Annotated in this window: 21 protein-coding genes; 12 read left to right on the forward strand and 9 right to left on the reverse strand. The window is 49.5% G+C overall.

Translation table 11 applies throughout. The annotated features are described in order from the left end of the window. Positions 1-14 precede the first annotated feature (14 nt). Together EZJ49_RS11365 and EZJ49_RS11370 are read right to left on the reverse strand one after the other, a co-directional pair. Positions 15-683 (reverse strand): hypothetical protein, encoded by a 669-nt coding sequence (locus tag EZJ49_RS11365; protein WP_262552260.1) that lies wholly within the window; start codon positions 681-683, stop codon positions 15-17. 204 nt (positions 684-887) lie between these two features. Next, positions 888-3,557: a zinc-dependent metalloprotease gene (locus tag EZJ49_RS11370; protein WP_262552262.1), complete on the reverse strand. Its 2,670-nt coding sequence runs from the start codon at positions 3,555-3,557 to the stop codon at positions 888-890. Between the two features lie 121 nt (positions 3,558-3,678). On the opposite strand from EZJ49_RS11370, the gene EZJ49_RS11375 reads away from it, so the two are divergent. Then, positions 3,679-5,040 carry a peptide MFS transporter gene (locus EZJ49_RS11375; protein WP_262552263.1) on the forward strand — a complete coding sequence of 454 codons (1,362 nt, stop codon included), beginning with the start codon at positions 3,679-3,681 and terminating at the stop codon, positions 5,038-5,040. Positions 5,041-5,117: 77 nt separating this feature from the next. Next, positions 5,118-5,321, forward strand: coding sequence for a CPXCG motif-containing cysteine-rich protein (locus EZJ49_RS11380; RefSeq protein WP_262552264.1), 204 nt, complete (start codon positions 5,118-5,120; stop codon positions 5,319-5,321). A 58-nt stretch (positions 5,322-5,379) separates the two neighbouring features. On the opposite strand, the gene EZJ49_RS11385 is transcribed toward EZJ49_RS11380, so the two are convergent. Then, positions 5,380-7,533, reverse strand: a complete 2,154-nt coding sequence (locus EZJ49_RS11385; protein WP_262552265.1) for a 3-hydroxyacyl-CoA dehydrogenase NAD-binding domain-containing protein — start codon at positions 7,531-7,533, stop codon at positions 5,380-5,382. Between the two features lie 243 nt (positions 7,534-7,776). Beyond that, positions 7,777-9,120, reverse strand: coding sequence for a thiolase family protein (locus EZJ49_RS11390; RefSeq protein ID WP_262552266.1), 1,344 nt, complete (start codon positions 9,118-9,120; stop codon positions 7,777-7,779). Between the two features lie 457 nt (positions 9,121-9,577). Between EZJ49_RS11390 and EZJ49_RS16390 the strand changes: the two genes are divergently transcribed. The 5 genes from EZJ49_RS16390 to EZJ49_RS11420 all read left to right on the forward strand — a co-directional run bounded on the left by EZJ49_RS16390 (position 9,578) and on the right by EZJ49_RS11420 (position 15,920). Continuing rightward, complete coding sequence (locus EZJ49_RS16390; protein ID WP_410468765.1) at positions 9,578-11,839, forward strand: NADP-dependent malic enzyme; 2,262 nt, start codon at positions 9,578-9,580, stop codon at positions 11,837-11,839. Further along, the gene (gene chrA, locus EZJ49_RS11405; protein ID WP_262552267.1) at positions 11,826-12,953 is read left to right on the forward strand and encodes a chromate efflux transporter; all 1,128 of its coding nucleotides are present in this window, start codon (positions 11,826-11,828) and stop codon (positions 12,951-12,953) included. Before EZJ49_RS16390 ends, chrA begins: the two co-directional genes overlap by 14 nt. Positions 12,954-13,000: 47 nt before the next feature. After that, positions 13,001-14,266 carry a GTPase HflX gene (hflX, locus tag EZJ49_RS11410; protein ID WP_262552268.1) on the forward strand — a complete coding sequence of 422 codons (1,266 nt, stop codon included), beginning with the start codon at positions 13,001-13,003 and terminating at the stop codon, positions 14,264-14,266. 104 nt (positions 14,267-14,370) lie between these two features. Beyond that, complete coding sequence (locus EZJ49_RS11415; RefSeq protein ID WP_262552269.1) at positions 14,371-15,522, forward strand: hypothetical protein; 1,152 nt, start codon at positions 14,371-14,373, stop codon at positions 15,520-15,522. Further along, the gene (locus tag EZJ49_RS11420) at positions 15,510-15,920 is read left to right on the forward strand and encodes a hypothetical protein (RefSeq protein ID WP_262552270.1); all 411 of its coding nucleotides are present in this window, start codon (positions 15,510-15,512) and stop codon (positions 15,918-15,920) included. The genes EZJ49_RS11415 and EZJ49_RS11420 overlap by 13 nt, the downstream gene beginning before the upstream one ends. Before the next feature lie 2 nt (positions 15,921-15,922). On the opposite strand, the gene EZJ49_RS11425 is transcribed toward EZJ49_RS11420, so the two are convergent. Both EZJ49_RS11425 and EZJ49_RS11430 read right to left on the reverse strand, forming a co-directional pair. Continuing rightward, positions 15,923-16,354 carry an acyl-CoA thioesterase gene (locus EZJ49_RS11425; RefSeq protein ID WP_410468766.1) on the reverse strand — a complete coding sequence of 144 codons (432 nt, stop codon included), beginning with the start codon at positions 16,352-16,354 and terminating at the stop codon, positions 15,923-15,925. A 121-nt stretch (positions 16,355-16,475) separates the two neighbouring features. Then, positions 16,476-16,868, reverse strand: coding sequence for a helix-turn-helix domain-containing protein (locus tag EZJ49_RS11430; RefSeq protein ID WP_262552272.1), 393 nt, complete (start codon positions 16,866-16,868; stop codon positions 16,476-16,478). 210 nt (positions 16,869-17,078) lie between these two features. Here EZJ49_RS11430 and EZJ49_RS11435 point away from each other — a divergent pair, with 210 nt between their 5' ends. From EZJ49_RS11435 to EZJ49_RS11450, 4 genes are all read left to right on the forward strand, one after another. Beyond that, positions 17,079-17,504 carry a response regulator gene (locus tag EZJ49_RS11435; protein ID WP_262552273.1) on the forward strand — a complete coding sequence of 142 codons (426 nt, stop codon included), beginning with the start codon at positions 17,079-17,081 and terminating at the stop codon, positions 17,502-17,504. A gap of 21 nt (positions 17,505-17,525) precedes the next feature. Continuing rightward, positions 17,526-18,029, forward strand: a complete 504-nt coding sequence (locus tag EZJ49_RS11440; protein ID WP_262552274.1) for a chemotaxis protein CheX — start codon at positions 17,526-17,528, stop codon at positions 18,027-18,029. Continuing rightward, positions 18,026-19,417, forward strand: a complete 1,392-nt coding sequence (locus tag EZJ49_RS11445) for an HD-GYP domain-containing protein (RefSeq protein ID WP_262552275.1) — start codon at positions 18,026-18,028, stop codon at positions 19,415-19,417. Before EZJ49_RS11440 ends, EZJ49_RS11445 begins: the two co-directional genes overlap by 4 nt. A gap of 169 nt (positions 19,418-19,586) precedes the next feature. Further along, on the forward strand, positions 19,587-19,937 hold the full coding sequence (locus EZJ49_RS11450; protein WP_262552276.1) for a DUF421 domain-containing protein: 351 nt from the start codon (positions 19,587-19,589) through the stop codon (positions 19,935-19,937). Here the strand turns inward: EZJ49_RS11450 and EZJ49_RS11455 are convergent, their stop codons facing one another. Together EZJ49_RS11455 and EZJ49_RS11460 are read right to left on the reverse strand one after the other, a co-directional pair. Continuing rightward, positions 19,938-20,570, reverse strand: a complete 633-nt coding sequence (locus EZJ49_RS11455; RefSeq protein ID WP_262552277.1) for an RDD family protein — start codon at positions 20,568-20,570, stop codon at positions 19,938-19,940. After that, the gene (locus tag EZJ49_RS11460; RefSeq protein WP_262552279.1) at positions 20,537-21,727 is read right to left on the reverse strand and encodes a CCA tRNA nucleotidyltransferase; all 1,191 of its coding nucleotides are present in this window, start codon (positions 21,725-21,727) and stop codon (positions 20,537-20,539) included. Before EZJ49_RS11460 ends, EZJ49_RS11455 begins: the two co-directional genes overlap by 34 nt. 56 nt (positions 21,728-21,783) lie before the next feature. Between EZJ49_RS11460 and queG the strand changes: the two genes are divergently transcribed. Then, a complete protein-coding gene (queG, locus tag EZJ49_RS11465; protein WP_262552280.1) occupies positions 21,784-22,833 on the forward strand; it encodes a tRNA epoxyqueuosine(34) reductase QueG in 1,050 nt (349 codons plus the stop codon). On the opposite strand, the gene EZJ49_RS11470 is transcribed toward queG, so the two are convergent. Further along, the gene (locus EZJ49_RS11470) at positions 22,830-23,312 is read right to left on the reverse strand and encodes a hypothetical protein (RefSeq protein WP_262552281.1); all 483 of its coding nucleotides are present in this window, start codon (positions 23,310-23,312) and stop codon (positions 22,830-22,832) included. The two genes, queG and EZJ49_RS11470, sit on opposite strands and share 4 nt — an antisense overlap. Between the last annotated feature and the right edge of the window lie 4 nt (positions 23,313-23,316).

Consider the following 23,316-nt stretch of genomic DNA (forward strand, 5'->3'; position numbering starts at 1 on the left):
GCAAGACGCGCCGCTTATTGCGTGATCAAGGAGCAAGAGTACAGGCGGAAGGAACCCAAAGTGCCGCTGGCTGGAGAGTAACCACTGACCGCTGTGTAGTTTTGGTAGTAAACAGTGCCTTGAGCAATGCTGTTGTCATATGAGCCTTGGAAAATGATCTCACCATAGCCATCTCTGAACTTAACTTGGAATTGACGCGTGTTGCGATCAATCATGCCTTCAGATGCAGCATTGAATTGAACTACATAAGGTTCGATCACCTGACCATTATAAACTTGCTTCGCATAGGAATCGAAGATCTTAATCGTCACGTTTGAGCTGCCAGCCACAATGTTTCCTGTGCTGTCGAAGCGGAATGTTGCAAAAAGATCGATTCCTGTTTTGTCGTAGATGTTACCGCTGATAGAACCCAGGTTTACAGGATCCAAAGTGGCGGAAACAAAGCTTTTAACCTGTTGTTCAAAAGTAGCTGAAGCGTAGGGATCAAAGATCTTACCGGCTGTGCTGGTATTGCAGGAACCATTTGGAGTTGTGGTTGTTCCACCCTGTGATACTCCACCTGTCGCGGCTCCGCGGCCTGCAACTCGGACGGCGCTTCCGTCTTTCTTCGCACATGCGCTTAAGGAAAGAGCTGCCAAAAGCAGAACACCCAGCATTTTGTTTTTAAAGAAAGAGTTAATCATAATCGCCTCCTGCCTATCACTAAGGCAAGAGCCGGACCAGGTATGCCATACTTATATTTGAGCTGAGGGCGTTCTTTCGTTTCACGCTGGAACACAATTGCCCCCAGAGCCACTTCTGGGAATCAGACGACTAAACTTTAAACAACAAAGGCATGGACTGCGCATCCATGCCTTTGCCGTGAATCTCATTTTGAGACGAAGAACTTACTGAACAGCTTTCAGGGCGCCCAGCACTGTGATTTCAGACTTCAACCAGGCGGCAGCGGCAGAATCCACAACACCCGCCTGCAACAAACGCAAAGCCAAAGTGGAAGGTTCTGCTTCCGTGACTATATTTAAGGACGGATCAATTTCAGCCAAAAGATCGTTGATTTTGTTTTCCAGCTCCGCCTTGGCCTGAGCCACTCTCAAAGTCATATTGAAGCGCAGACCTTGGGAGGACAGAAGCTTGGCAAAGACCGCTTTTTCCTCGGCATTTAAATAGTAATACGGAAGCACAACCTGTTTTGCCAGACCGGTGCCGATGCTTACTGCCACTGTGCCTGTCGTAGCTGATGTCAGATCCAGATAAAGCTGAGTCAGAGATTCCGCATCTTCGGCACGAAGCACATTTTCCGCCAACACGGAGGTCACAATCGCCTCTTTGCCGGATTCATCTTCCATCTTTTCATTCAAACGAGGCAGAATCGCCGCAGCCGCTTTCAACAGAATCTTGTCATTGGCGGTCTTCAAGGATTCCATAAAGCGCAGAATCTTGCGCTGTTCTTCCTGCGTCAGAGTGTACTCACGACCGGAAAGAGTTTTGCCGGAAGCCAGATAGGAGCTGTTTTTCAAGGCCTCAATCTGACGGTCCAGCCACCGGATATTGATCTGTCCGTTTTCATCGCGCAAAAGACCATTTAACAACGCCGCATACCCGCCTGCATTTTGCAGAGAAATCTGACGTTCAGCCTTGAAGGTCTGATCCATACCAAATCGGGCATAGATCACCTGACCATTCTTAACCCCGGACAAAGAGGCAAAAGACGCCGCCGGAGCACCGTTTTTTGTACTATCAAACAGGGTCTGCGCCACAAAGGTCAGATCAATGTTAGCCTTGGACCATTTTACTGTATCCTTAAGAACCGCATCCAGATTGCCGATAGCGTCCGGCTGGTCACCCGGCAGCAGACGTCCGATGATAGAGGCAAACAGAACATTCACCAAGCCATCGCGTTCATCAGTGGCATCCAGATATTTTCTTTGCAGAGGATTATTACCCGCATCGAAACGTTCACAGCCATAAATCTGCAAACCTTGAGAGTTCGCCACTGCAATATCGTCATCCGTGCAGTAACGGGAGATTTTTTCGTTCAGGGCAGAATCACCTTCAGAATAAGCCCAGTCCATCGCCATCTTATCATAAGACAAAGCCGCGTATCTCAAATGAGCTGACATCAACACATCATCAATACCACTGACATAGTCCATGATACTGGTGGAGGTTTCCAATCCCTGATGCGCCAGATCTTTCAGATAGGTCTTGGCAGATTCATAGATTTCAGAAGTGGATACTTTCGCTGATGAAGAACCGGCGAAATTATGACGAAGACCCAACGCATGGCCCAGTTCATGAGCCACCGTGGAACGAACACTGTCCTGCGCCAGACGCAGACGCTGGGAATCACTGGCTTCACGAGCCAGCTTATTTAGAGCCAACAAGGACTGGGACAAATCACAGGCCACCGCACCCGCTGCCACCACTGGAATATCCCCGTTCAATTTTACCAAATCTGCAGAGCCCACGCGGGTGAACACAGAAGGCATAAAGACCTGCGCACGCAACAGTTCTCCGGTTAACGGGTCCGATTGGCCGATAGCATAAGCTGCTCCGGAATCCAGCCAAGGAATCCAGCGCACCATGATCGTGCGATCTTTCGGTGCCGCATGAGCCGGAACTTTGGTTTCAACCTGAACCACATCACGGCCGAACACCTTGTTCCAGTACATGGCCCCTTCAATCACAGACTGTTCATAATCGGCAGGAACCGCATCAGAGATACGCACCACGATCGGGCCTTTTTCCGCAGACAAGTCCCACTTGGTGATCAGGTTGGTCATCTCTTTGCTGTAGCCGGCTTTAGCCACCTTCGTCACAAAGAAGCCCACACGGCGGGAGCTGTCGTATTCTTTCTTTTTAAAGTTATCTCCCAGATCATAAGCGCGGATCTGGATGTTCATGTTGATGGTCTCTTCACGGGCTTCCCCATTCAGGCTCTTGTCCGACCCCACACGCATCACATCACTGCGCACCTTGGAAAGCTGGTTCAGTTCGATATTCTTTTCGTCAAACTGAATGCCCGTCACAAATGAATCAATCACAGGCAAAGAGCTTAAAGAGCTTTCCGTCAAATCCACATTCCCGCGTGGAGCATCGACATCATAGGAACGCTGAAGGACAAAAGTTTTCAGACCTTGACCCCAATCGAAGGTCACAGAAGTGTCGTCCTCGGCAATCACATCAAAGCTTTGCAGCAGGTTGACGGTGCGGATTTCCTCATAAATGCTGTTGTAGTTTTCGCCGATCAGCGCAATTTTTTTGCCGGATTTTTCAAAGCTGACCACCAAAGGTTTCAGGTCATACCACTGAGGCGTGGAACCGGAAGTGATACCGGAGGCGATCAACAGAAAGATCTTACCCAAAGCGTCTTTTTGGATTTTGATGCAGGAGGCTTTTTCACAAAGGTCTTCCACAGTCGGCTGACTGAAAGACTGCATCACGTTCGTGGGAGCCTGCTTTTCACGGATGATTTCTTTTTCCGTTTTCGTACAGGCAGTCATCGTCAAAGTTGAAATCAAGGCGCTAACAACCAGGAAGTGCTTATTAAATGTCATGAAGGACCCTCCCACGGACATACAATTTGAGTGCTTTTATGCCAAACTATTGCCAAGATCAAAAGGCATCTGAAAAAAAGATAATTTGCAATGTTCATAACTTAGACAACGAGGACCCGACATGAGTGCCACCGCCGAGAAGAATTTTCTGGGACATCCGCGAGGACTTTTTACACTGTTTTTCACTGAAATGTGGGAAAGATTCTCATACTACGGGATGCGCGTTCTTCTCGTGCTCTATATGACTCAATACCTTTTCATTCAGGCTCAAGAAGGCAAAACTGTTTGGGGGTATGAAACAATCAAGTCCATCCAAGAGTACTTCTTTGGCACGCTTTCCCATCAAGCCATGTCCTCGCAGATCTACGGGCTCTATACGGGCTTTGTCTATTTTACACCCTTTTTCGGGGGAATTATTGCCGATCGTTTCATCGGTCAGCGCCGTTCGGTGTATGTCGGGGGCTTTTTGATGGCCATTGGGCACTTCCTGATGGCGGTGGAAAGCATGTTCTTCCCGGCCTTGCTGTTTCTGATTGTGGGAAATGGCTTTTTTAAACCCAATATCTCCACTCAGGTCGGCGGCCTTTATGCGCAGGGCGATGCCCGTCGTGACGGGGCTTATACGATCTTCTACATGGGGATCAATCTGGGCGCGATTCTGTCACCTCTGATCTGCGGAACCCTGGGGCAAAAGGTCGGCTGGCATTGGGGCTTTGGAGCGGCAGGCGTGGGAATGCTTTTGTCCATGGTGATCTATCACTTTGGAGGAAAACATCTGCCGGAAACAGAACACAAGAAAACCGTTCGCGAAGTGGAGGCCACCGCACACAAACCCCTGACCAAGGAGGAATGGACCCGCACCTGGGCTTTGACCTTCCTGTGCATGGTTACCATTTTCTTCTGGGGGGTGTACGAACAACAAGGAAACACTTTGCAACTGTGGTCTGATCAGAACACCGACTGGGTGTTCTTCGGCTGGGAAATCCCTTCCACTTGGTATCAGTCCTTCAACCCCATTGTGATCGTTCTGTTTGCGCCTTTACTGGATCGCGTCTGGGCATGGCAGGCTCGCCATAAAAATGCGCCTTCCACAGTGACCAAGATGGCCTTGGGGTGTGCTATCGGTGCACTGGCTCTGGGTGTGATGTACATTGCCGCGCAAGTTGTCGGTACAGGACAAGGATCTGTGCTGTGGCTGTTCGGCTCCACGTTCCTGCTGACAATGGCCGAGCTCTATATTTCTCCGATCGGGTTGTCTTTGGTGACCAAGGTTTCTCCGGCCAAGATCGTGTCGATGATGATGGGTGTGTGGTTCCTAGCGGCCTTTTTTGGGAACTACGTCGCAGGCTATATCGGCATGTATTATGAGGTGATCGGGAAAGATAACTTCTTCCTGCTACTGGCGGGCTTAAGTCTGATCCCGGCGATCTTGTTCTTTGTCTGCCACAAGTTCCTGACCCAAGCTCTGGGTAAGGAAATCTAATAAATGTATTTCCACAAAGCAGCTTGAAGTCCCCTGTCTCCGTCCGACAATGGAACTGGAGGACTTCAGGAGGTTTTATGGAATATAAAGTCATCTGTCCCTATTGCCGGGAGAAGTTCTGGATGACCATCTATCGTGAGGATGGTGAAGATCAGGAATTTGTTTACGACTGCGAAGTCTGCTGTCACCCGATCGCACTGCATGCTCAATGGGATGAATCCCAGTTTCGTTTTAAACTCAACATCGGCCGCGGCGATGGCTATGATGAAATGCCCATATAAAAAAACCGGACTCCACTACTGGAGCCCGGTCTTATAAAGATCTTTATTTAGCAAAAATCTATTTATAGAACTTGCTGTTGGCTTTTGCCATGTTCGTCAGCGGAGTCGCTGGCTTCAGACGAGCCGCCTTACGACTGGAAGCATACATCGCCAACTGATCAGCCACGTATTGAGTTCCCACGCTGTCCGTGTACTTCATCAAACCACCACGGAATGGCGGGAAGCCTGTTCCCATGATCATCGCCAGATCCACTTCGTGCGGAGTTTCCACAATGCGATCTTCAATCAACGCCAAAGAGCATTCATTAACCATCGCAAAGACACCGCGCTCGATGCATTCTTTAGAGTCATAAGGATTGCTTGGCTGCCCCAAGCCCAACGCCGCATAAACAGTCTGATCAACCGCGCCACGCTTACCGTCTTCAGAGTAAGTATAGAAACCTTTTCCATTCTTACGACCCAGGCGGCCGGAGTTCCCCAGGGCTTCCATACAAGCCGCCAGTTCAATGCGTTCGCCGAAGGCTTTTTTGAAGATTTTTAGAACCTTCAAACACACATCCAAACCAACTTCATCCATCAATTCAAACGGACCCATCGGCATACCGAATTCTTTGACGTAAACCTTGTCCACGAATTCGATGCTCATACCTTCTTGAAGCAGGAACGCCGCCTCACCCATGTAAGGCAAAAGCAGACGGTTCACCAGGAAGCCCGGACCGTCTTTTACAACCACCGGCATTTTACCCATTTTTTTGGACAGCTCGTAAATTGTCGCAATGGTTTCGTCAGAAGTTTTTTCACCCCGGATGACTTCGATCAAAGGCATTTTGTTCACCGGATTGAAAAAGTGCATCCCTGCGAAATACTCAGGACGCGGATGGCCTTTGGCCATCTCTGTCACAGACAGGGAACTGGTGTTGGTTGCAATGATCGCATCAGGGCGCATTTGCCCCGCGCACTCACCGATGACTTTCTGCTTGATACCCATGTCTTCCACGATGGCTTCCACCACCACATCCAAACTCTTGAATCCGGAATAATCCGTTGTCACAGACACCATGTCCATTTTTTGCTGGAACTGATATTTGTCGATGGATTTTCTTTTCACCAGTTTCATCCAAAGATCACTGGCGTGCTTAAGACCCTTACCCAAAGCATCGGTGTTCAAGTCCTTCATACGAACCTGAATGCCTTTATCAGCCGCCACGTAAGCGATACCACCACCCATGGTGCCAGCACCCAAAACGCCCAGGCCTTTCACATCACGAGGCTTCACATCCACGCCCGGCACACCGTTTTGTTTTTTCACCATCTCGGTCAAATAGAAAACGTGAATCAGATTTTTGGAAATATCGGTCACACCCAACTTGCAGAAGCCTTCACGCTCAATGCGCAAAGCCGCTTCGCGATCAGACATGCCATAAGTTTTTTGAATCACTTCCAAAGCCTGAAGTGGCGCCGGGTAATGACCTTTGGTCGCCTTCAGAACGCCCTCGCGAGCTTTCTTAAAGACAATACCGCGACCCAAAGCACTTTCAAGAATGCCATTCACAGCCCCTTTAGGCTGGAATTTCTTACGACGTTTTTTACCACCATCCGCAATAATTTCTTTCGCCCATTTCAAAGAGAAAGACTCCAGCAGATTCGGATGAACCATTTTGTCAACCAAACCCATTTTCAGAGCCTTTTTGGCATTCACAGATTTACCAGCCAGAATAATATCCAAAGCCGCCTGCAAACCAATCACACGAGGCAAACGAACACAGCCACCAAAGCCCGGCAAAATCCCCAATTGAATTTCCGGAAGCCCAATCTTCGTGGAAGAATCTTCAGAGGCAATACGATAGTCACAAGCCAAAATGAACTCACACCCACCACCCATACAAGCGCCATTCACAGCCGCAATCGTAGGCATCGGCAGATCTTCCACCATACTGATAACTTCCTGCCCGCCTTTAACGGCAGCCTCAAATTCCTCAGTCTTGGTCATACTCTTAATTTCTTCAATATCCGCACCGGCAATAAATATTTTTGCCTTATTGGATTTAAAAATAACCGCCTTATAAGAGGACTTCTTCAACTCCTCAATAACTTCCTTAAGGCGCATCATCACCGGGGTGGAGAACTTATTAACCTTCTCCCCCACCAGATCAAACTCAACTACAGCAACCTCACCCTGAGGAACAATTTTAATACTTTCCTGAATAGACATTCTGAAAACTCCTAAGTTGCAAAATCAAAAACATTCTTAATTCTTTAACACACCAACCACACAGTCCTTGCGAACCTGATTCAAAGAACCTCTCCCGAAGCCCTGGCGACAGAGCCCAGCTCTGGGCTCGAAGCAAGTTCCACAGCAGCTCATCCCAAAGGGAGGCGTCCGCGAGGACTGTCCGAAGCTGCGAGCGCAGAGCTGGGCTCTGTCGTCAGGGCTTCGGCCCCGAGAGTTTCTTAATTAACCCTCGTTCTCCAGGATCATGGTTCCACCTTGACCCCCACCAATACACAAAGTAGCAAGACCAAACTGAGTGTTTCGACGCTTCATCTCTTTAGCCAAAGTAAGAACAATACGAGTTCCGGTGGCGCCCACAGGATGCCCCAAAGCAATCGCCCCGCCGTTGACATTCAGAATCTCATCACGGATTTCCCCGATTTTGGAAGACAATCCCAGTTTTTCCTGAGCAAATTTGTCAGAATCAAATGCCTTTTGGCAGGAAAGAACCTGAGCCGCGAAAGCTTCGTTCAGCTCTACCAGGCCGATGTCTTTCATGGTCAAACCCGCACGCTTCAATGCCACTGGTGAAGAATACACCGGGCCCAGACCCATGCGTTCCGGTTCCAGACCAGCAAAGCCATAAGAACGGATGGTTGCCAGTGGTTTGTAACCCAAAGCCTCGGCCTTTTCACGGGACATCATAAGCACTATCGCCGCGCCGTCTGTGATCGGGCAGGAATTTCCGGCTGTGATAGAACCCGTCGCTTTATCAAAGAACGGTTTTAATTTTGCCAAAGCTTCAATCGTCTGACTTTCCCGCGGACCCACGTCATCAGAAACCACTTCCTTGTATTCCGGAGCCAGATACACCGGAGCGATCTCTTCACGCATGCGGCCTTCTTTCATGGCTTTGGAAGCCAGCAAGTGAGAACGCAGAGCAAACTTATCTTGAGTCTCTCTGGACAGGCCCCATTCTTTTGCCAGAATCTCTGCGGTCTGCCCCATGTTGATGCCGACAAAAGGGTCTGTCAGACCCGCCATCACGGAAATCACCGGGAAGTATTCATCCTTCATGTTTCCGGAAAGCAAAGCTTTGATCTGTTTCATGTCAGCTTTGAACAAAGTCCACAGCAGTGGCAGGGCTTGTTTCGGACCTTTTGCCGCAAAAAGTTTTTCAAAAATTTCCTGGAACTTTTTCGGAGGCAGAGTTGGCATCTGGGACATGTTCTCGGTCCCACCGGCGATGATCACATCCATGGTTCCGGATTTGATTTTCTCATAACCGTTGGAAATGGATTCCATGGCCGAGGCACAATTACGGTGCACAGTATAAGCGGAAGTTTTCAAAGGAATACCGGCATTCAATGCCACCACGCGAGAGATATTCACGGCATCAGGCGGATTTCCGGTGTTACCGATGATCACTTCATCGACAAGATTCACATCCAGATTTGCCTGGGCGATGACTTGTTTCAAAGCAACTTTACCCAGCTCTGCCGGATGAACTTTCTTAAGCTTTGTTCCTGCCTTTGCGAAAGGCGTACGCAGACCCTCTACAAGAACAACATCACGTGGTGATTTCATGAACTGACTCCTTAGTTGTATAAACCATTAAAATGATATGTCTTTTCGGCAGTTCCACCAAATAGTAAAAGCACCCCATCTGGGTCGGAGTTCAAAGCGCTTCTTCTGGAGCTGTTGGTCTAGGAACAGGAAAGGTGCGCCAATGCGGGCTTTTCGGTCAGAACTAGAAATTCTGCTCTAAAAGCGAGCACTTTTCATTCTGAAAGATTTTTTTACGAACAAGGCTCGCCGCGCCAATCCGCCCATTCATTGACCCACCTAGCACCCCTCGGTAGAGTAAAGGCACTTGTAACTGGACTCCCCCTAACCCATTGAAATGGGTCGTAAAATCCTTCTCTGCGGGAGTCTGGCAACTGCCCTTAAAAGGGGCAAAAATAAAGGAGCATCCTTGGAAACGAAAAACGATACTAAAACCGGGACGACGAACTTCGATCAAGAAGCTTTGGTTTACCATCAAATGGGAAAGCCGGGGAAAATTGAAGTCATCTCTTCAAAGCCCTGCGCGACGGAAAAAGATCTTTCCTTAGCATATTCTCCGGGGGTGGCAGCGCCATGTAAAGCCATCGCCAAAGATCCTTCCAAAGTTTACGACTACACAGCCAAGGGAAATCTGGTGGCCGTGATCTCTAACGGGACAGCCGTTTTGGGCCTGGGAAATATCGGTCCTGCTGCCGGCAAACCCGTGATGGAAGGTAAAGGCATTTTGTTCAAGCAGTTTGCGGGCATTGATGTTTTCGATATCGAAGTGGCGACAAATGACGTGGACACTTTCTGCAATGCCGTTCGCGTTTTAGAACCCACTTTCGGTGGTATCAATCTGGAGGACATTAAAGCTCCCGAATGTTTTGAAATCGAAGAGCGTCTGAAAAAAGAAATGAACATCCCGGTTTTCCACGATGACCAGCACGGAACTGCGATTGTTTCCGGGGCCGCGCTGTTGAATGCTTGCGCGATCACCAACCGCAAAATGGAAGAAATCCGCATCGTCGTGAACGGCGCAGGAGCTTCTGCAAATTCCTGCGCGCGTATCTTTATCGCTCTGGGTGCACGTCGCGAAAACATCATTATGTGTGATTCTCAAGGCGTTATCTACAAAGGCCGCACGGTGGGCATGAATAAATACAAAGAATTCTTCGCCTCTAATACAGAGGCGCGCACGCTTTCTGAAGCCTTGCGAGGCGCGGATGTGTTTGTCGGTCTTTCTGTGGCTGGAGCACTGACTCCGGAAATGCTTAAAGACATGGCTAAAGATCCTGTCATCTTCGCCATGGCCAACCCGGAACCGGAAATCACGCCGGACAAGGCGCGTGCCGCTCGTCCGGATGCAATTATCGCCACAGGCCGTTCAGACTATCCAAATCAGGTGAACAACGTTCTGGGCTTCCCATCCATTTTCCGTGGAGCTTTGGATACACGCTCCACCCAAATCAATGAAGAAATGAAACTTGCGGCGGTTCATGCTTTGGCAAAACTGGCACGCGAAGATGTGCCGGACAAAGTTTCTGCCACTTACGGTGGTAAGAGCTTTAAATTCGGCCGTGACTATCTGATCCCAAAACCATTTGATACGCGCGTGCTTTTGCGCGTGGCTCCGGAGGTGGCGAAGGCCGCAATGAAGTCCGGCGTGGCGACTCGCGCAATCGAAGACTGGGATTCTTATCTGGAAACTTTGGAGGCTTTGCAGGGCCCGTCTAAAGTGTTCATCCGCTCTGCTATCAATCGTGTGCACCAGAATGCAGATGCCAATGGCGGTGAACTGCCGCGCATTGTTTTCCCGGAAGGCACCAGCACCAAGGTTTTGAAGGCTTTGGCGACTTTGGTTGAAGAAAGAATCTGCCAGCCGATTCTTTTGGGTTACCCGGACCGCGTGAAAGAAAAAATCAACGCGCTGGATATTCCTCTACTGAAAGATGTCACCATCATTCACCCGTCTTCTTATCCGAAGTATTATTCTTACGTTGAAAAGCTTTACGCCTACAGACAACGTAAAGGGGTGAACCTAAGAGAAGCCGAACGCTTGATGGCAGAGCCAAATCACTTTGCCGCCATGATGGTGCGCATGGGTGATGCTGACGGTATGGTGAGTGGGGCCTCCATCAACTATGCCGATGCAGTTCGTCCAATTCTGCAATCCATTGGAACTTTCAAAGATGGAGTTCCTGCCGGACTGAATTTTGTTCTTCTTGAAGATAAATTCCTGGTTTTGGCGGATACGACCGTCAACTTCAACCCCACAGCAGAACAATGCGCGCAGATCGCTTTGCAGGCCGCGGGCATCGTAGAATACTTCGGTATTCAGCCACGCGTGGCAATGCTAAGTTATTCCAACTTCAGCGGCGCCGATGGCACTCCGAAGAAAATGAAACGTGCGGCAGAGCTGGTGCGCGAAATCCGCCCGGAACTGATGGTCGAAGGTGACATGCAGGCCGACACGGCTGTGAACCCTGAAATCATGGAACGCCTGTTCCCATTCTCGGACTTGAAAGGTGGCGCCAACATTCTGGTCTTCCCGAATCTGGAATCCGCCAATATCACTTACAAACTGATCCAACAAATCGGCAAAGTCGAAGTGATCGGCCCATTCCTGACAGGCATTCGCAGATCCGCAAACGTTCTGCAAAGAACCACAACTGTGGATGGCATCGTGAACTCTGTGGTGTTCACCGCGCTGGAAGCACAGTTCATCAAGGAAGTTCTAAAAAACCGTGCAAAGAAATAGTCCGTCCAGCTCTGTGACAGAGCTGGCAAGGATTTTTCTGAAGCTGGGGGCCACCTCTTTTGGCGGCCCCGCAGCCCATATTTCGATGATGGAGGAAGAGTGTGTCCACCATCGCCAATGGATCAGCCGGGATGATTTTTTAAAACTTCTGGCTTTGGCTAATTTAATTCCCGGCCCCAATTCCACCGAACTTGCAATTCATATTGGTTATCGCCGCGCTGGCTGGAAAGGTTTCTGGATTGCCGGAGCCTGCTTTATCCTGCCCGCATTTCTGATTGTTCTGACCCTGGCTTATTTCTACAGTCTTTATGCAAAGCTCCCTGAAACTGAAACTTTTTTATCGGGTGTGAAAGCCGTTATTCTGGCGATCATTCTTCAGGCCTTGGGGCGATTTATTTTAAGTCTTTTTGATAAGAAAACCTATCGGGAGCTTTTCCAGCAACAAGGCTCCCTATCCCCTGTTCATATTTTTATGGGAACCGCCGTGGGCATCACGGTGGGGCTGCACCAACGAGGCATTTCAGAAATTCCACTGCTGTTTGTGGGGGGCGCACTGGCGTGGGTGGTTCTGCATCCTGAAAAGCGCCTGTGGAATCTGGGGCCGCTTTTTTGGGTGTTCTTTAAAATCGGTTCTGTTCTTTTTGGCAGTGGCTATGTTTTACTAAGCTTTCTACAAACCGAGTTGTTGGAAAAACGCGGTTGGATCACCCAAACACAATTACTGGATGCCGTCGCGGTCGGACAGTTCACACCGGGGCCGGTTTTCACCACCGCCACTTTCGTGGGCTATCTGGTGCACGGGCCTTTGGGAGCTACAGTTGCCACATTGGGAATTTTTCTGCCCGCATTTGTATTTGTGGCTTTAAGTATCGTTCTGCATCGCCGACTGGAAAACTCTGAATCCCTGCAACACTTTCTAAAAGGTGTCGTGGCGGTATCGGTGGGGCTTTTGATTTCCGTCTTCATAACGCTTGCGATGGGTTCCCTGACCGGGGCCTTAAGCTGGACCTTATTCCTGCTAAGCTTACGGCTGCTGGCCCGCCGCATCCCCAGTGCAATTCTGATTCTCGGTGGTGGAATCGTTTCTTTGTTAGGACAAAATTTAACTTTGTGAGCTTCTGCGACCGTGCTAAAATTAAGACCAAGGGAGGGTTTTCCTGATTGAATAATCAAGCCCATGTCAAAGACCAGGATAGAGCAATCGTCATTGGTGTCGGTCTGAAGACCGAGCCCCTTACTGAAATCAAAGAAAATCTGCTGGAACTTGAAGAGCTGGTTTCTGCCGCAGGCGGAGAAATCGTTGGTTCTATTATTCAGGTTCTGCCACAGTGGAATCCGGCAACACTGATCGGGACCGGCAAGGTCGAGGAAGTGGCTGAGATGGTTCGCGACAGCGGCGCTACAATTGTGGTGATGGACCACCAGCTTTCCGGAGTTCAGCAACGAAACTTGCAGCAAATCGTCAAAGCCCGCGTGATCGACCGCAATCAATTGATTTTGGATATCTTTGCCCAGCGTGCGCAGACCTTTGAAGGAAAACTTCAAGTGGAACTTGCACAACTGCTGGATCAAATGCCTCGCAATGTCGGCGCGTGGCTGGATTCCCTGTCCCGTCAAGGGGGCGGTATCGGAACCCGGGGGCCTGGGGAAACCGCGCTGGAAAATGACCGTCGTCGCATCCGTGAACGCGTGGCCCTTATTAAGAAGAAACTTGAAAGTGTTCGCCAAAACCGTGCACAACACAGACAATCCCGTCGTCGTCACGAAATTCCGTCTTTCGCTTTGATCGGATATACCAACTCTGGAAAAAGCTCCATTCTGAATCGTCTGACCGGGGCGCAAGTGATGACCAAGAATCAGGTCTTCGCCACCCTGGACCCGACAACTCGCAAAATCTTTTTGCCAGATGGTCCACCGGCTGTTGTCACTGACACCGTGGGATTCATCCGCAAACTGCCAACTCAATTGATTGAAGCCTTTAAAGCAACACTTGAAGAATCCTCCGAAGCCGACGTTTTACTGCATGTGGTGGATCTGTCTTCACCCAATATGGAACGCCAAATTGAAGTTGTTGAGGAACTGATCAAGGAATTCAACTGGCAGGATAAAAAAATCATCCATGTCTTTAACAAAAGTGATATCGCACCTTTGGAAAGACAATTTAGAGTCAAAGCCTATCCACGCGTGTTCGTCAGCGCTTTGACCGGACAAGGCATGGAGCAGTTGAAAAAGCTGATGGCTCAGACCGTCAGCGAGATGCAACAGGATGTTCAACTTTACTTCCCAAGATCTGAAGAATACAAAATCTTCGACCTGGGGCGCGAAGCCCAGATTCTGCGCAAAGAAACCGCGACGGAAGGGACTGTATGCTACACTCAACTGACGCCGTCCCTGCTGAATCGCTGGAAAGAATATCTGGTCAAATAACTGCCCGAAATTTAAGGATCACTTAATGAAAAATCCCAAGACAAAGGTCTTGGGATTTTTCATTTTTAACTCAGTTTTTCCACAATCTCACCGATAAGCCGCAGGTGAGACACTTTACTTCCCAACTCATTACGATGGCTTTTGTTCTTGCTGCGACAGCGCCCGCATGGGCCGACGGCCCTCAATGCGTGAATGATAAATCGGGAAAGAAAGGCGCCTCGAATCTGGATATCAATCGCAGCCTGATTCAGGCCACCGATCCCCTGACTCAAGCCTTTGCCTATTCCAACTTTGAAGCCTCGCAAAAAGCGGGTTATGTCGTGGCCTGCGAGCTGCAAGACCGCTTTAAGACTTTGCAAAAAGCCAGCAAGGACATCGTCAAGGTGGCCAAAACCCAAAGTCCGGTAAAAGCCATCCGCCGCGAATGCATTGAGGCCTCTTTACAGCGCGAGGTTGGCAATCAGGGCTATAGCTGCTTAAAAGACAAACCCGTGAAATTTGAAAATGCCGGAAAATCCGCTCCGTGCTTGAATTCCTCCACCGTGGACTTTATCCAGTATTCACTGAATCAAGCCCTGTCCTGCATGTCTTCAGGACGTGCCCCGATTGATCCGCGCTTTATCCTGAAAAAAATCAACAACGAGACCGCATTCAATTTCTACGTCGCCTACAACGGTGGCGTGGGCATGGGCCAGTTGACCTCCAATCCAGTGAAAGAAATTGCCGGATGGAAAGAGGACGGCCAATTTATCGAGGGCAATGGACGACATGTTCTGGAAACCCTGATGAAAAGCACCAACCCCGCCTGCAAGCCCTTCAAGGAAATCATGAAGGATGATCTGGTGAATCCTCCGCCGCGCCCGGGTTCTGCGAGAAATTATTGCACCTGGGTCAGCCCCGGAAAAGGTGTTGCACGCAATCTGATTTATTCCTTGGGATATTATGCTCATATCCGCGATCAAATCGTTAAACCGGCCCTTGCAGCCCGTTCCGGTAAGCTTGCTGCAAATCAGGATGTTTTGAATTATCTGACTCTGGTAGCCTATGGTCCACAAGGTCCGGCTGAAGCCAAATCCCTGATCCGTCGCCTGCGTCTTTCCAATAACACCCCTCCCGGAGAAGCCGTTTCCAAGATCATCCAAAACAACGCCTACGTCCGTCAGACCGAAGCGAAAATGAATGAACTGTTGGATGAATACAAGCCCGGCGCTCCTCACACTCCCGCGGATAAAAAGGGGGATTCATGTCTTATGTAATCCTGACTCTATTGCTGATCCAGGCTCAGGCTGCCCCTTTGAAATCGGTCGAGGATTTTTTTAAGGAATCCCAGACGGCATTTGAAAAAGCCTCGAAGGAAACCACTTTTGCAAAAAAAGTCCCGGCCCTTCAAGAGCTGGAAAAATCATTTGAATTCACTTTGAATCAGTACGAAAAGGCCCACCCGACGGAAGGCAATGATCAGGAACAAAACGTGGCCCGTCTGTTTTATACGATGGAACCAGCTTTTGAGCTGGCCAAGATGAAAGACAAATCCAAGAAAGACTGCGCCCGCAAAAAGCAGGATGTCCTGACCGGCGACAACCAGAACGAAGACTCACCTGCCAATCGAAAAGTGAAGGAAGCCCTTCGCTGGATCGAACTTCTTTGTAAATAGAACTACTTACTCTTGTTCTGCAGACGGATCTCGCGGCGTTTTTTCGCCTGCTCATAGCGGCGCTTGTCATCATCTGTTTCAAGCACCAAGCCCGGAACTTCCGTGGGTTTTCCCATAGAGCCCAAAGCTACAAAAGTCAGATATGCCGAAGCCGTATGGAAAGTTTCGCCTGTTTTTGGATTTTCAGCATCCACGCGAACCCCCACTTCCATGGAAGTGCGTGAAGTGTAGTTCACACTTGCTTTGAGGTTTACCACCCAGCCCTTATAAACCGGTGCCACGAAGTCCAGACGGTCAATGCTGGCCGTGACAGTTTCCTTGTTACAATGCCGTTGAGAACAGATGGCGGCGCAGATATCGATCCAGGACATGATCGTTCCGCCGAAGACACTTCCCAAGGAATTCGTATGGGAAGGCAGAACCAGTTGAGTCATTACCACTTGAGAAGATGAGACGGGTTTTGAAGCAGCCAAGTTGCAGCCCCTTTCTAAAAAAACAAAGCGCAGGTCTGTGTTCCCACATCCTGCGCCTTAGAACCAATCTAATCAATAAAGATTAGATGCCGCCCATACCAATATCGGAATTACCGCCACGGTTCAAACCGCTACCTGGTAGAGTTGTAGTACCTGCAACTGTCGCAGATCCAGCTGGGATCGTTTGAGTTGCGTTGTTATTGAATGCAGTCGCAGCAGCTGCACTTTGGTTGTTGTTTTCAGCGCGAATTTCGCTTTCAACAAAACCAAGGTGAGGCAAGCACCATACGATCAACTGTGCACGAGACTTCACATTCATTTTTTTGTAGATGTTTGTGAGGTGAAATTTAACTGTTTTCTCAGTTACAAAAAGCTGGTTCGCAACTTCCTTGTTGGACAAGCCTTTAGACACAAGTTCAGCAACTTCTGCCTCTCTATTTGAAAGACCTTTTTGAATCAGGACATCTCTGAGCATCCTTGCTCCCTCCCGCTAATTGTTTTTAGTTTTTAAATCCGTCTAAACCTTCAACGCCACCCAGGACTCATGTCCAAAAGCAGCCTCGACCACCTGTAATAAAGTCTGACAACAAAAACTGAAATTCGCAATAGCTTTGGACTCTAGTTTTAAAAAACTAGACCGATAAGCATGAGGATTTTACACAGTTTACAACCTTCAGGAGATATTATGTTTCCCACAAATACAAAGTTTTTGGTCGTTGATGACTTCGCAACTATGCGAAAAATCATTAAAAAAGTGCTAAATGAGCTGGGCTACACCAATGTTGAGGAGGCTGACGATGGTAAAACCGCCCTGCCGTTGATCCAGGCCGCTCATGATGCAGGACAGCCTTACGGTTTCATCATTTCGGACTGGAATATGCCCGGAATGCAGGGAATTGACCTTTTGAAGGCCTGCAAAGCAGATCCCCGCACTAAGTCTGTTCCCTTCATGCTGGTGACGGCAGAGTCCGAACAAAAACACATTCTGGAGGCCGCAAAAGCCGGCGTTTCCGACTACGTGGTGAAGCCTTTCAACTCGGCGACTTTGAAAGCCAAGATGGAGCGCGTTTGGGCGAAACACAACCCTTCAACTCAGGCAAAAGCTTCCTAAGCCTTTGCCCAGGAGTAATCAATGTCTGCTGCACCAAAAGTAGAGGCCCTAAATCCCCTTTTCGACAAACGCCTGATCAACGCCTTCGTTGATGGCGTTATTAAAACCCTGAAAACCATGGCTCAAACAGACGCCACACCGGGTAAGCCCTTTATCGAGCCTCAGTTTGTGCTTAAAGGGGAAATCGCCGGCATGGTCGGAATGGTCGCACCCCCTTTGAAAGGCACTTTGCTGATTTCCTATGGCAAAGACAGCATCTTCCACATTCTGGAAAACATGCTGGGCGAAAAATACACCTCCATCAACGGGGATGTTTCCGATGCTGTGGGTGAAATGACCAACATGATCTATGGCTCTGCAAAAACAACCTTGAATCAATTGGGTTATAACTTTGAAATGGCCATCCCCACTGTCATCTCCGGTGAGTTTAAAATCACCCACGCTGACAAAGGTGCCACTCTGGTGATCCCTTTCAACCTGACTAACGGCTCCACTTTCTATGTGGAAATCTCGGTACAACAATGACTTCAGCTTCAGGCAAGACGGTTGATGTTCTTATCGGGAGTCCGCGCGACTCCTTCTGGGAAACCATCACCGTTGTCCTGAAGGGTTACTATCCGTACCGCCTGAAACACTTCCGCTCTATTGATGAATCCCTGGATTATGGCAATTCGGAAGGCTTCAGCCCGATTTTGGCGCTGGTTGACGGTCAGGATGGCACCAATCTGACCAGCGAATGGATTCAATCCACAAAAATGAATTTCCCCGACTGCCCGGTGATTGTACTGCACTCGTCCCTGGCTCCGCTGGATTTTGAGGTTCTCAAAAAAAACGGCGCCGACCAGATCATGCACATCAATTTCGACCGCGAATTCATTTCTGACATGGTGCTAAAACTTGCGCCCATCAATATGGAAGGCGATCAGATCCCCATCACCGCGTTGATGCCCGTGGATCTGCGTGACATGGATGCCGACACCCAAATCAACTTTGATGTCTATGTCCACCTGCCCGCCAATCATCGTTCTGTACTGATGCGCAAAGCCGGTGACATCGTCGATCAAAAGCATCTGGACAAATTTAAAACCCTGCGCCAGCAGATGTATATCAAGAAAACCCAGATGGGACAGTTCTTTGAATACGCCCGCACCGTGATGAGCATGCGCAACATGCCCTTCCCGATTTCCATGACTGAAAAGTTTCACCGTTCCAAACAGGTGATTTATCAGATCATGGCGCAGTTCTTAAGCGGCTCTGCCACGGACTATTCTGAAGGGAAAGAAATCCTGGATAAATGCAAATCCATCGTCGCTGACTTTGAGCTGACGAAGGACCTTTCCACGGATGAACTGTTTGATGAAATCTCCCGCTTTGCGGGCAACAACCGCACTCTTTATCACGACTGCATTTGTCTGTCGGCCTATGCCGCCTACTTTGCCCAACTGCTGGGATGGTCTGTGGAAAAGCGCGAAGCCGCTGCGATCGCAGGCCTTCTGCATAATATCGGCCTAGCACAGCTGCCAGCCAGCGTGGGCTGCAAATCCGTGACAGAATACAGCAACGAAGAACAGTCTGAATACCACCTGTATCCAGAGCGTTCAGTGAATATGGTCAAAGCCAAAAAAGTTCCGCTGCCTTTGGAAATCGCCGAAGCCATCGGACAACACCGCGAAACCGGAAACGGCAAAGGCTTCCCGAAAAAGCTTCAGGGAGGCGACATCTCCGAACTGGGCAAACTACTGGGCTTTGCCTATCGCTTCCACGAAATGACCGCCTTGCAGGAAAATCAAAAAGCTAGAACCGCCAGTCAGGCCATCGCGGATCTTCGTGATGAGGCCTTAAGTGGCAATGGCGAGGTGGATTTGCTGCTCACCACATCTCTTTTCAAAAAGTGGAAACCCGCAGCGGCCTAAGTTGCCGCAAGACACACTTTCCTGCCTTGCCCGGCATCCTGAATCTTTCTACAGTCAGTCCATGTGGACCTTGAGCTTTCCGTGGTGGGAATACATTCTACGGTCTTTAATAATTTACGCGGCAGTTTTTGTGCTTCTGCGCTTCTTTGGACACAAGTAGATTGCTGAAATGGGACCTTTTGATCTGGTCCTGTTGCTGATCTTAAGTGAATCCGTCAGTTCCGCCATCACCGGCGGAGACAACTCGGTCCCCGCAGCCTTGATTGCGGTGGCCACCTTTATAACTCTGAATCGCACAGTGGATCTGGTCATATTTCGTTCCCGAAAAATGGAACAGCTTTTGGATGGGAGCGCAAAAACCCTGATTAAGGACGGCAAAATCAACGAGGAACTTTGCCGGAAGGAGTTCATCACTCAGGAAGAGCTGCTGTCCTCTTTAAGACAAAACGGTGTCGAAAATCCTGAAGAGGTCAAAAAGGCCGTGCTGGAAACCAATGGGAAAATCAGTGTTCTGAAGTAGTCACTCGAAACTGACGTCCACATAGTCCTGCAAATCAAAGACTTCGCGTAAATCCGCCTGACGTTCCTGCCAGTCGATGGATTTTAAAATCATCCTGGCCGATACCATGCCTTCATAGACATACAACAGAACCACCAAAGTCCCCAGAATCCAGCGGATCTGGGCCTTTTTCGGACGAGGAGTCCCCTGCACCACCCGGGTTTCCGCAATCCAGTCACAAAGATGAGTGCGGTCATAACGAAAGAAGGCCACGGCATAAATCGCCACAGAGAAAAAGAAACTTAAGCGTCCCGCCAACGGGCGCAACAAACACTGAGACCAATGCAGCTTTTCAGAATAATTCGTGGCCGGAACCACCTTTAAACCCATCAGCCATTTTCCCGGTGTCGCCTGCATCAAAACCAAAAACACAACTTCAAACACCGCCGGAATCAGATAAAGCACCAACAACTGAGTCAGATTAACCACGACCTCGTCGTCAGTGAAAAACAGTCGTAAAAAGATCCCCGCAAAAGGCAGATAAAATGGCAGGACCACCAGCTGATCCATGCTGTAGGCAAAAAGTCTTCTCCAGGTGCTGGGAACATATGCTTCTGTCATCACGATTCTTTCTTCAAATACGTCTGTAACCACTGCAAAGCCTCATCCCGGCTGTGCAGACTTCGTTCAAGCTGCAATTCATAGGCTTGTTCCAGACAATTCCCTATGGCCTTGCCAGTCAGCGTCCCCTTAACATCCTCGCCTGTTAAAAAAGGCCTCGGCAATTCGCACTGCCAGGAGTTCCATTGAGTAAACAGCTCCTGAATCTGCAGTTTTTCGGAATCTTCCTCCAGTAAAATCCGCAGGGCAAAAGCCACCCCGTCACGGGCCATCTTTTGCAGTTTTTTTCCCATATTCAGCTCTAAAAGGGCGCGGGCATCCTGCCACACAGCCCAGGAGTCCTCGATACATCTTCGTTCGCGACTGGAAAGCTTTAACAGATCCAGCGCCTTTTCCATTTCCACGGAATCCGCCTGCCGCACAAACAGCGCCAAAGCCTGCCAGAACTGCGAAGCCAGATTGTTCTGCTGCCAGGAATTATCCCGCAGCCGGAAGGGAAATAGTTCTTTCATCAGCCCAGCATCTGCCATCGCCTGCAAGCCGCGCAAGACCGCCGAGGTCTTAAGCAGCTTGTTCATCTCATCGCGAATGCGTTCGCCACTGACCTTGCTCACCAGCGAGGCCATCCGGGTCATGGCCTGAAAACTTTTTTCTTCGATAACAAAATTCAACTGGGCGGAAAAACGAGCCGCCCGCAACAGGCGCAAATGATCTTCCAAAAAACGGCGTTCAGCATCACCCACCGTACGTAAAATGCCTGCCTGCAAATCCGCCTGTCCACCGACATAATCCAGAACTTCCTCTGTCGCCAGATCATACATCAGGGCATTGACGGTAAAGTCCCGTCTTTGTGCATCCTCCTCTGGAGTTGAGAAAATCACCGATTCCGGGCGTCGCCCGTCCAGATAAGCCCCATCATTGCGGAAAGTGGCCACTTCAATATCAGCGCCGTCCACCAGAACACGCATCACCCCGAAGCTTTTACCGACATTAACGGTTTTTTTAAACAAAGACTCAATCTGATCCGGGTTCGCATCTGTCGCCACATCCAGGTCATTGGCCTGAAGGCCCAAAAGCGCATCCCGCACACAGCCCCCGGCCAAAAAGGCCTTGTAGCCATGAGCTTGCAGAGTGTGGTAGATTGATTCCACTGCCGACCAATGAGGGTGAGAATGAATAAGCTTTTGCACTGAGTTCACCCTGACAGTGTAGAAAAAGACCGGCCCGAAAGAAAGAGTTTGTTCTTGTGACGCCACAGGAGATGAAAAATCTGATTGATGGAACTTTGACCGAATTGGGGGTTTCCCATTTCGGTATCACGCCATTGAACAAACCCCTTAGTTTTGAATTCTACAAAGAATGGCTGCAGGAAGGTCTTCACGGCGACATGACCTATCTGGCGGAACACGCCCCGATCAAAGAAAATCCGCAAAGCAAGTGGCCCCGGGCACAAAGCGCTTTGGTGTTTGCCATGAGCTACTTCCCCCATCCCCAGAAAAAATCCGAATTCCCGCTAAAGCAGGCCCGGGTCAGTCTTTATGCCCAAGGCATGGATTATCATTTCTGGTTCAAGGATCGCATGAAGGAATTGTGCACCCAGCTTCAAGCCCAATTCCCGGAGGAGGAATTTTTAGCATTCACCGACAGCAGCCCGGTGCTGGAACGGGATCTGGCAAAACGCGCCGGCCTTGGCTGGGTTGGAAAGAACACCTGTCTGATTCATCCCAAAAAAGGCAGCTTGTTTTTTATTGGTGAAATCTACACCTCTTTGAAGATCGACACGGAAATGGAGCCTCTGCCGGATTTCTGCGGCACCTGCACGCGCTGTCTGGATATCTGTCCCACCGGAGCCCTGATTGAACCACGAAAAATGGATGCCCGAAAATGCATCTCTTATCTGACCATCGAATCCCGCCAGGTCCCTTCCGAGGACCTGCGTGAAGCCATCGGTGACTGGTTTTTTGGATGTGACCTGTGCCAGACCGTGTGTCCGTGGAATCAAAAAGTATTCAAAGGTCAGTTGTCGATAGAAAAATCCCTGTCGCTTTCAGGGACCGAAGAACAGCTTTTGGTGGAGGATCTGCGCTATATCCTGAGTGCTTCCGGCAAAAAAATCAGCCGGGATTTTCTGGGGACTCCATTGGCCCGCGCGGGATCTTTTGGCTTAAAACGCAATGCCTTGCTGGTTTGTGCCAATCGTAAGTTGCAGGAACTCCGCCCTGAGGTGGAGGCCCTGCTAGGACATGAAAAACTGGGCGAGCTGGCCCAGTGGACTTTGCAAAAAATTTCAAATTAAAGACCCAGTTTTTTCAACAAATCATCAATTTCCGACTGATTCATTTTAGCTGGAGCGGCACCGGTCCCCACACTGATACTGACGGATTCACTGAACTGACTGGACACCCAGCGCAGACGCTCGATAAAGGCCTGGGGAATCGTTTCACGCAACATCCGTCCCTCCTGATGAATGCGCCCCAACAGTGTTTCCAGCGTTTCAGTCGCATCCAGCAAAAGAGCCACACAGATATCAAAGAACTGTTCATTGCCTTTGATTTGTGACGCCTTGTAACCCACCGCTTTGCAGATCGCCGCATAGTCCGCAATCATGTGCAAGGCGTGATCCGGGGGGGCCATCAAGGCCAGACTCTTGGCTCCGCCCATAATACGATCGACATTGTTGCCGTAATCGGCCAGTTTCTGCACCTGCGAAAAGTCACCTTCAATACTTTCGAGAAGCTCAATAAGCTCTTCAATCAAGGACTTTGACTCGGACACAAAA

Source organism: Bdellovibrio bacteriovorus, assembly GCF_025558485.1.
In the GTDB taxonomy this organism is placed as follows: Bacteria; Bdellovibrionota; Bdellovibrionia; order Bdellovibrionales; family Bdellovibrionaceae; genus Bdellovibrio; species Bdellovibrio bacteriovorus_G.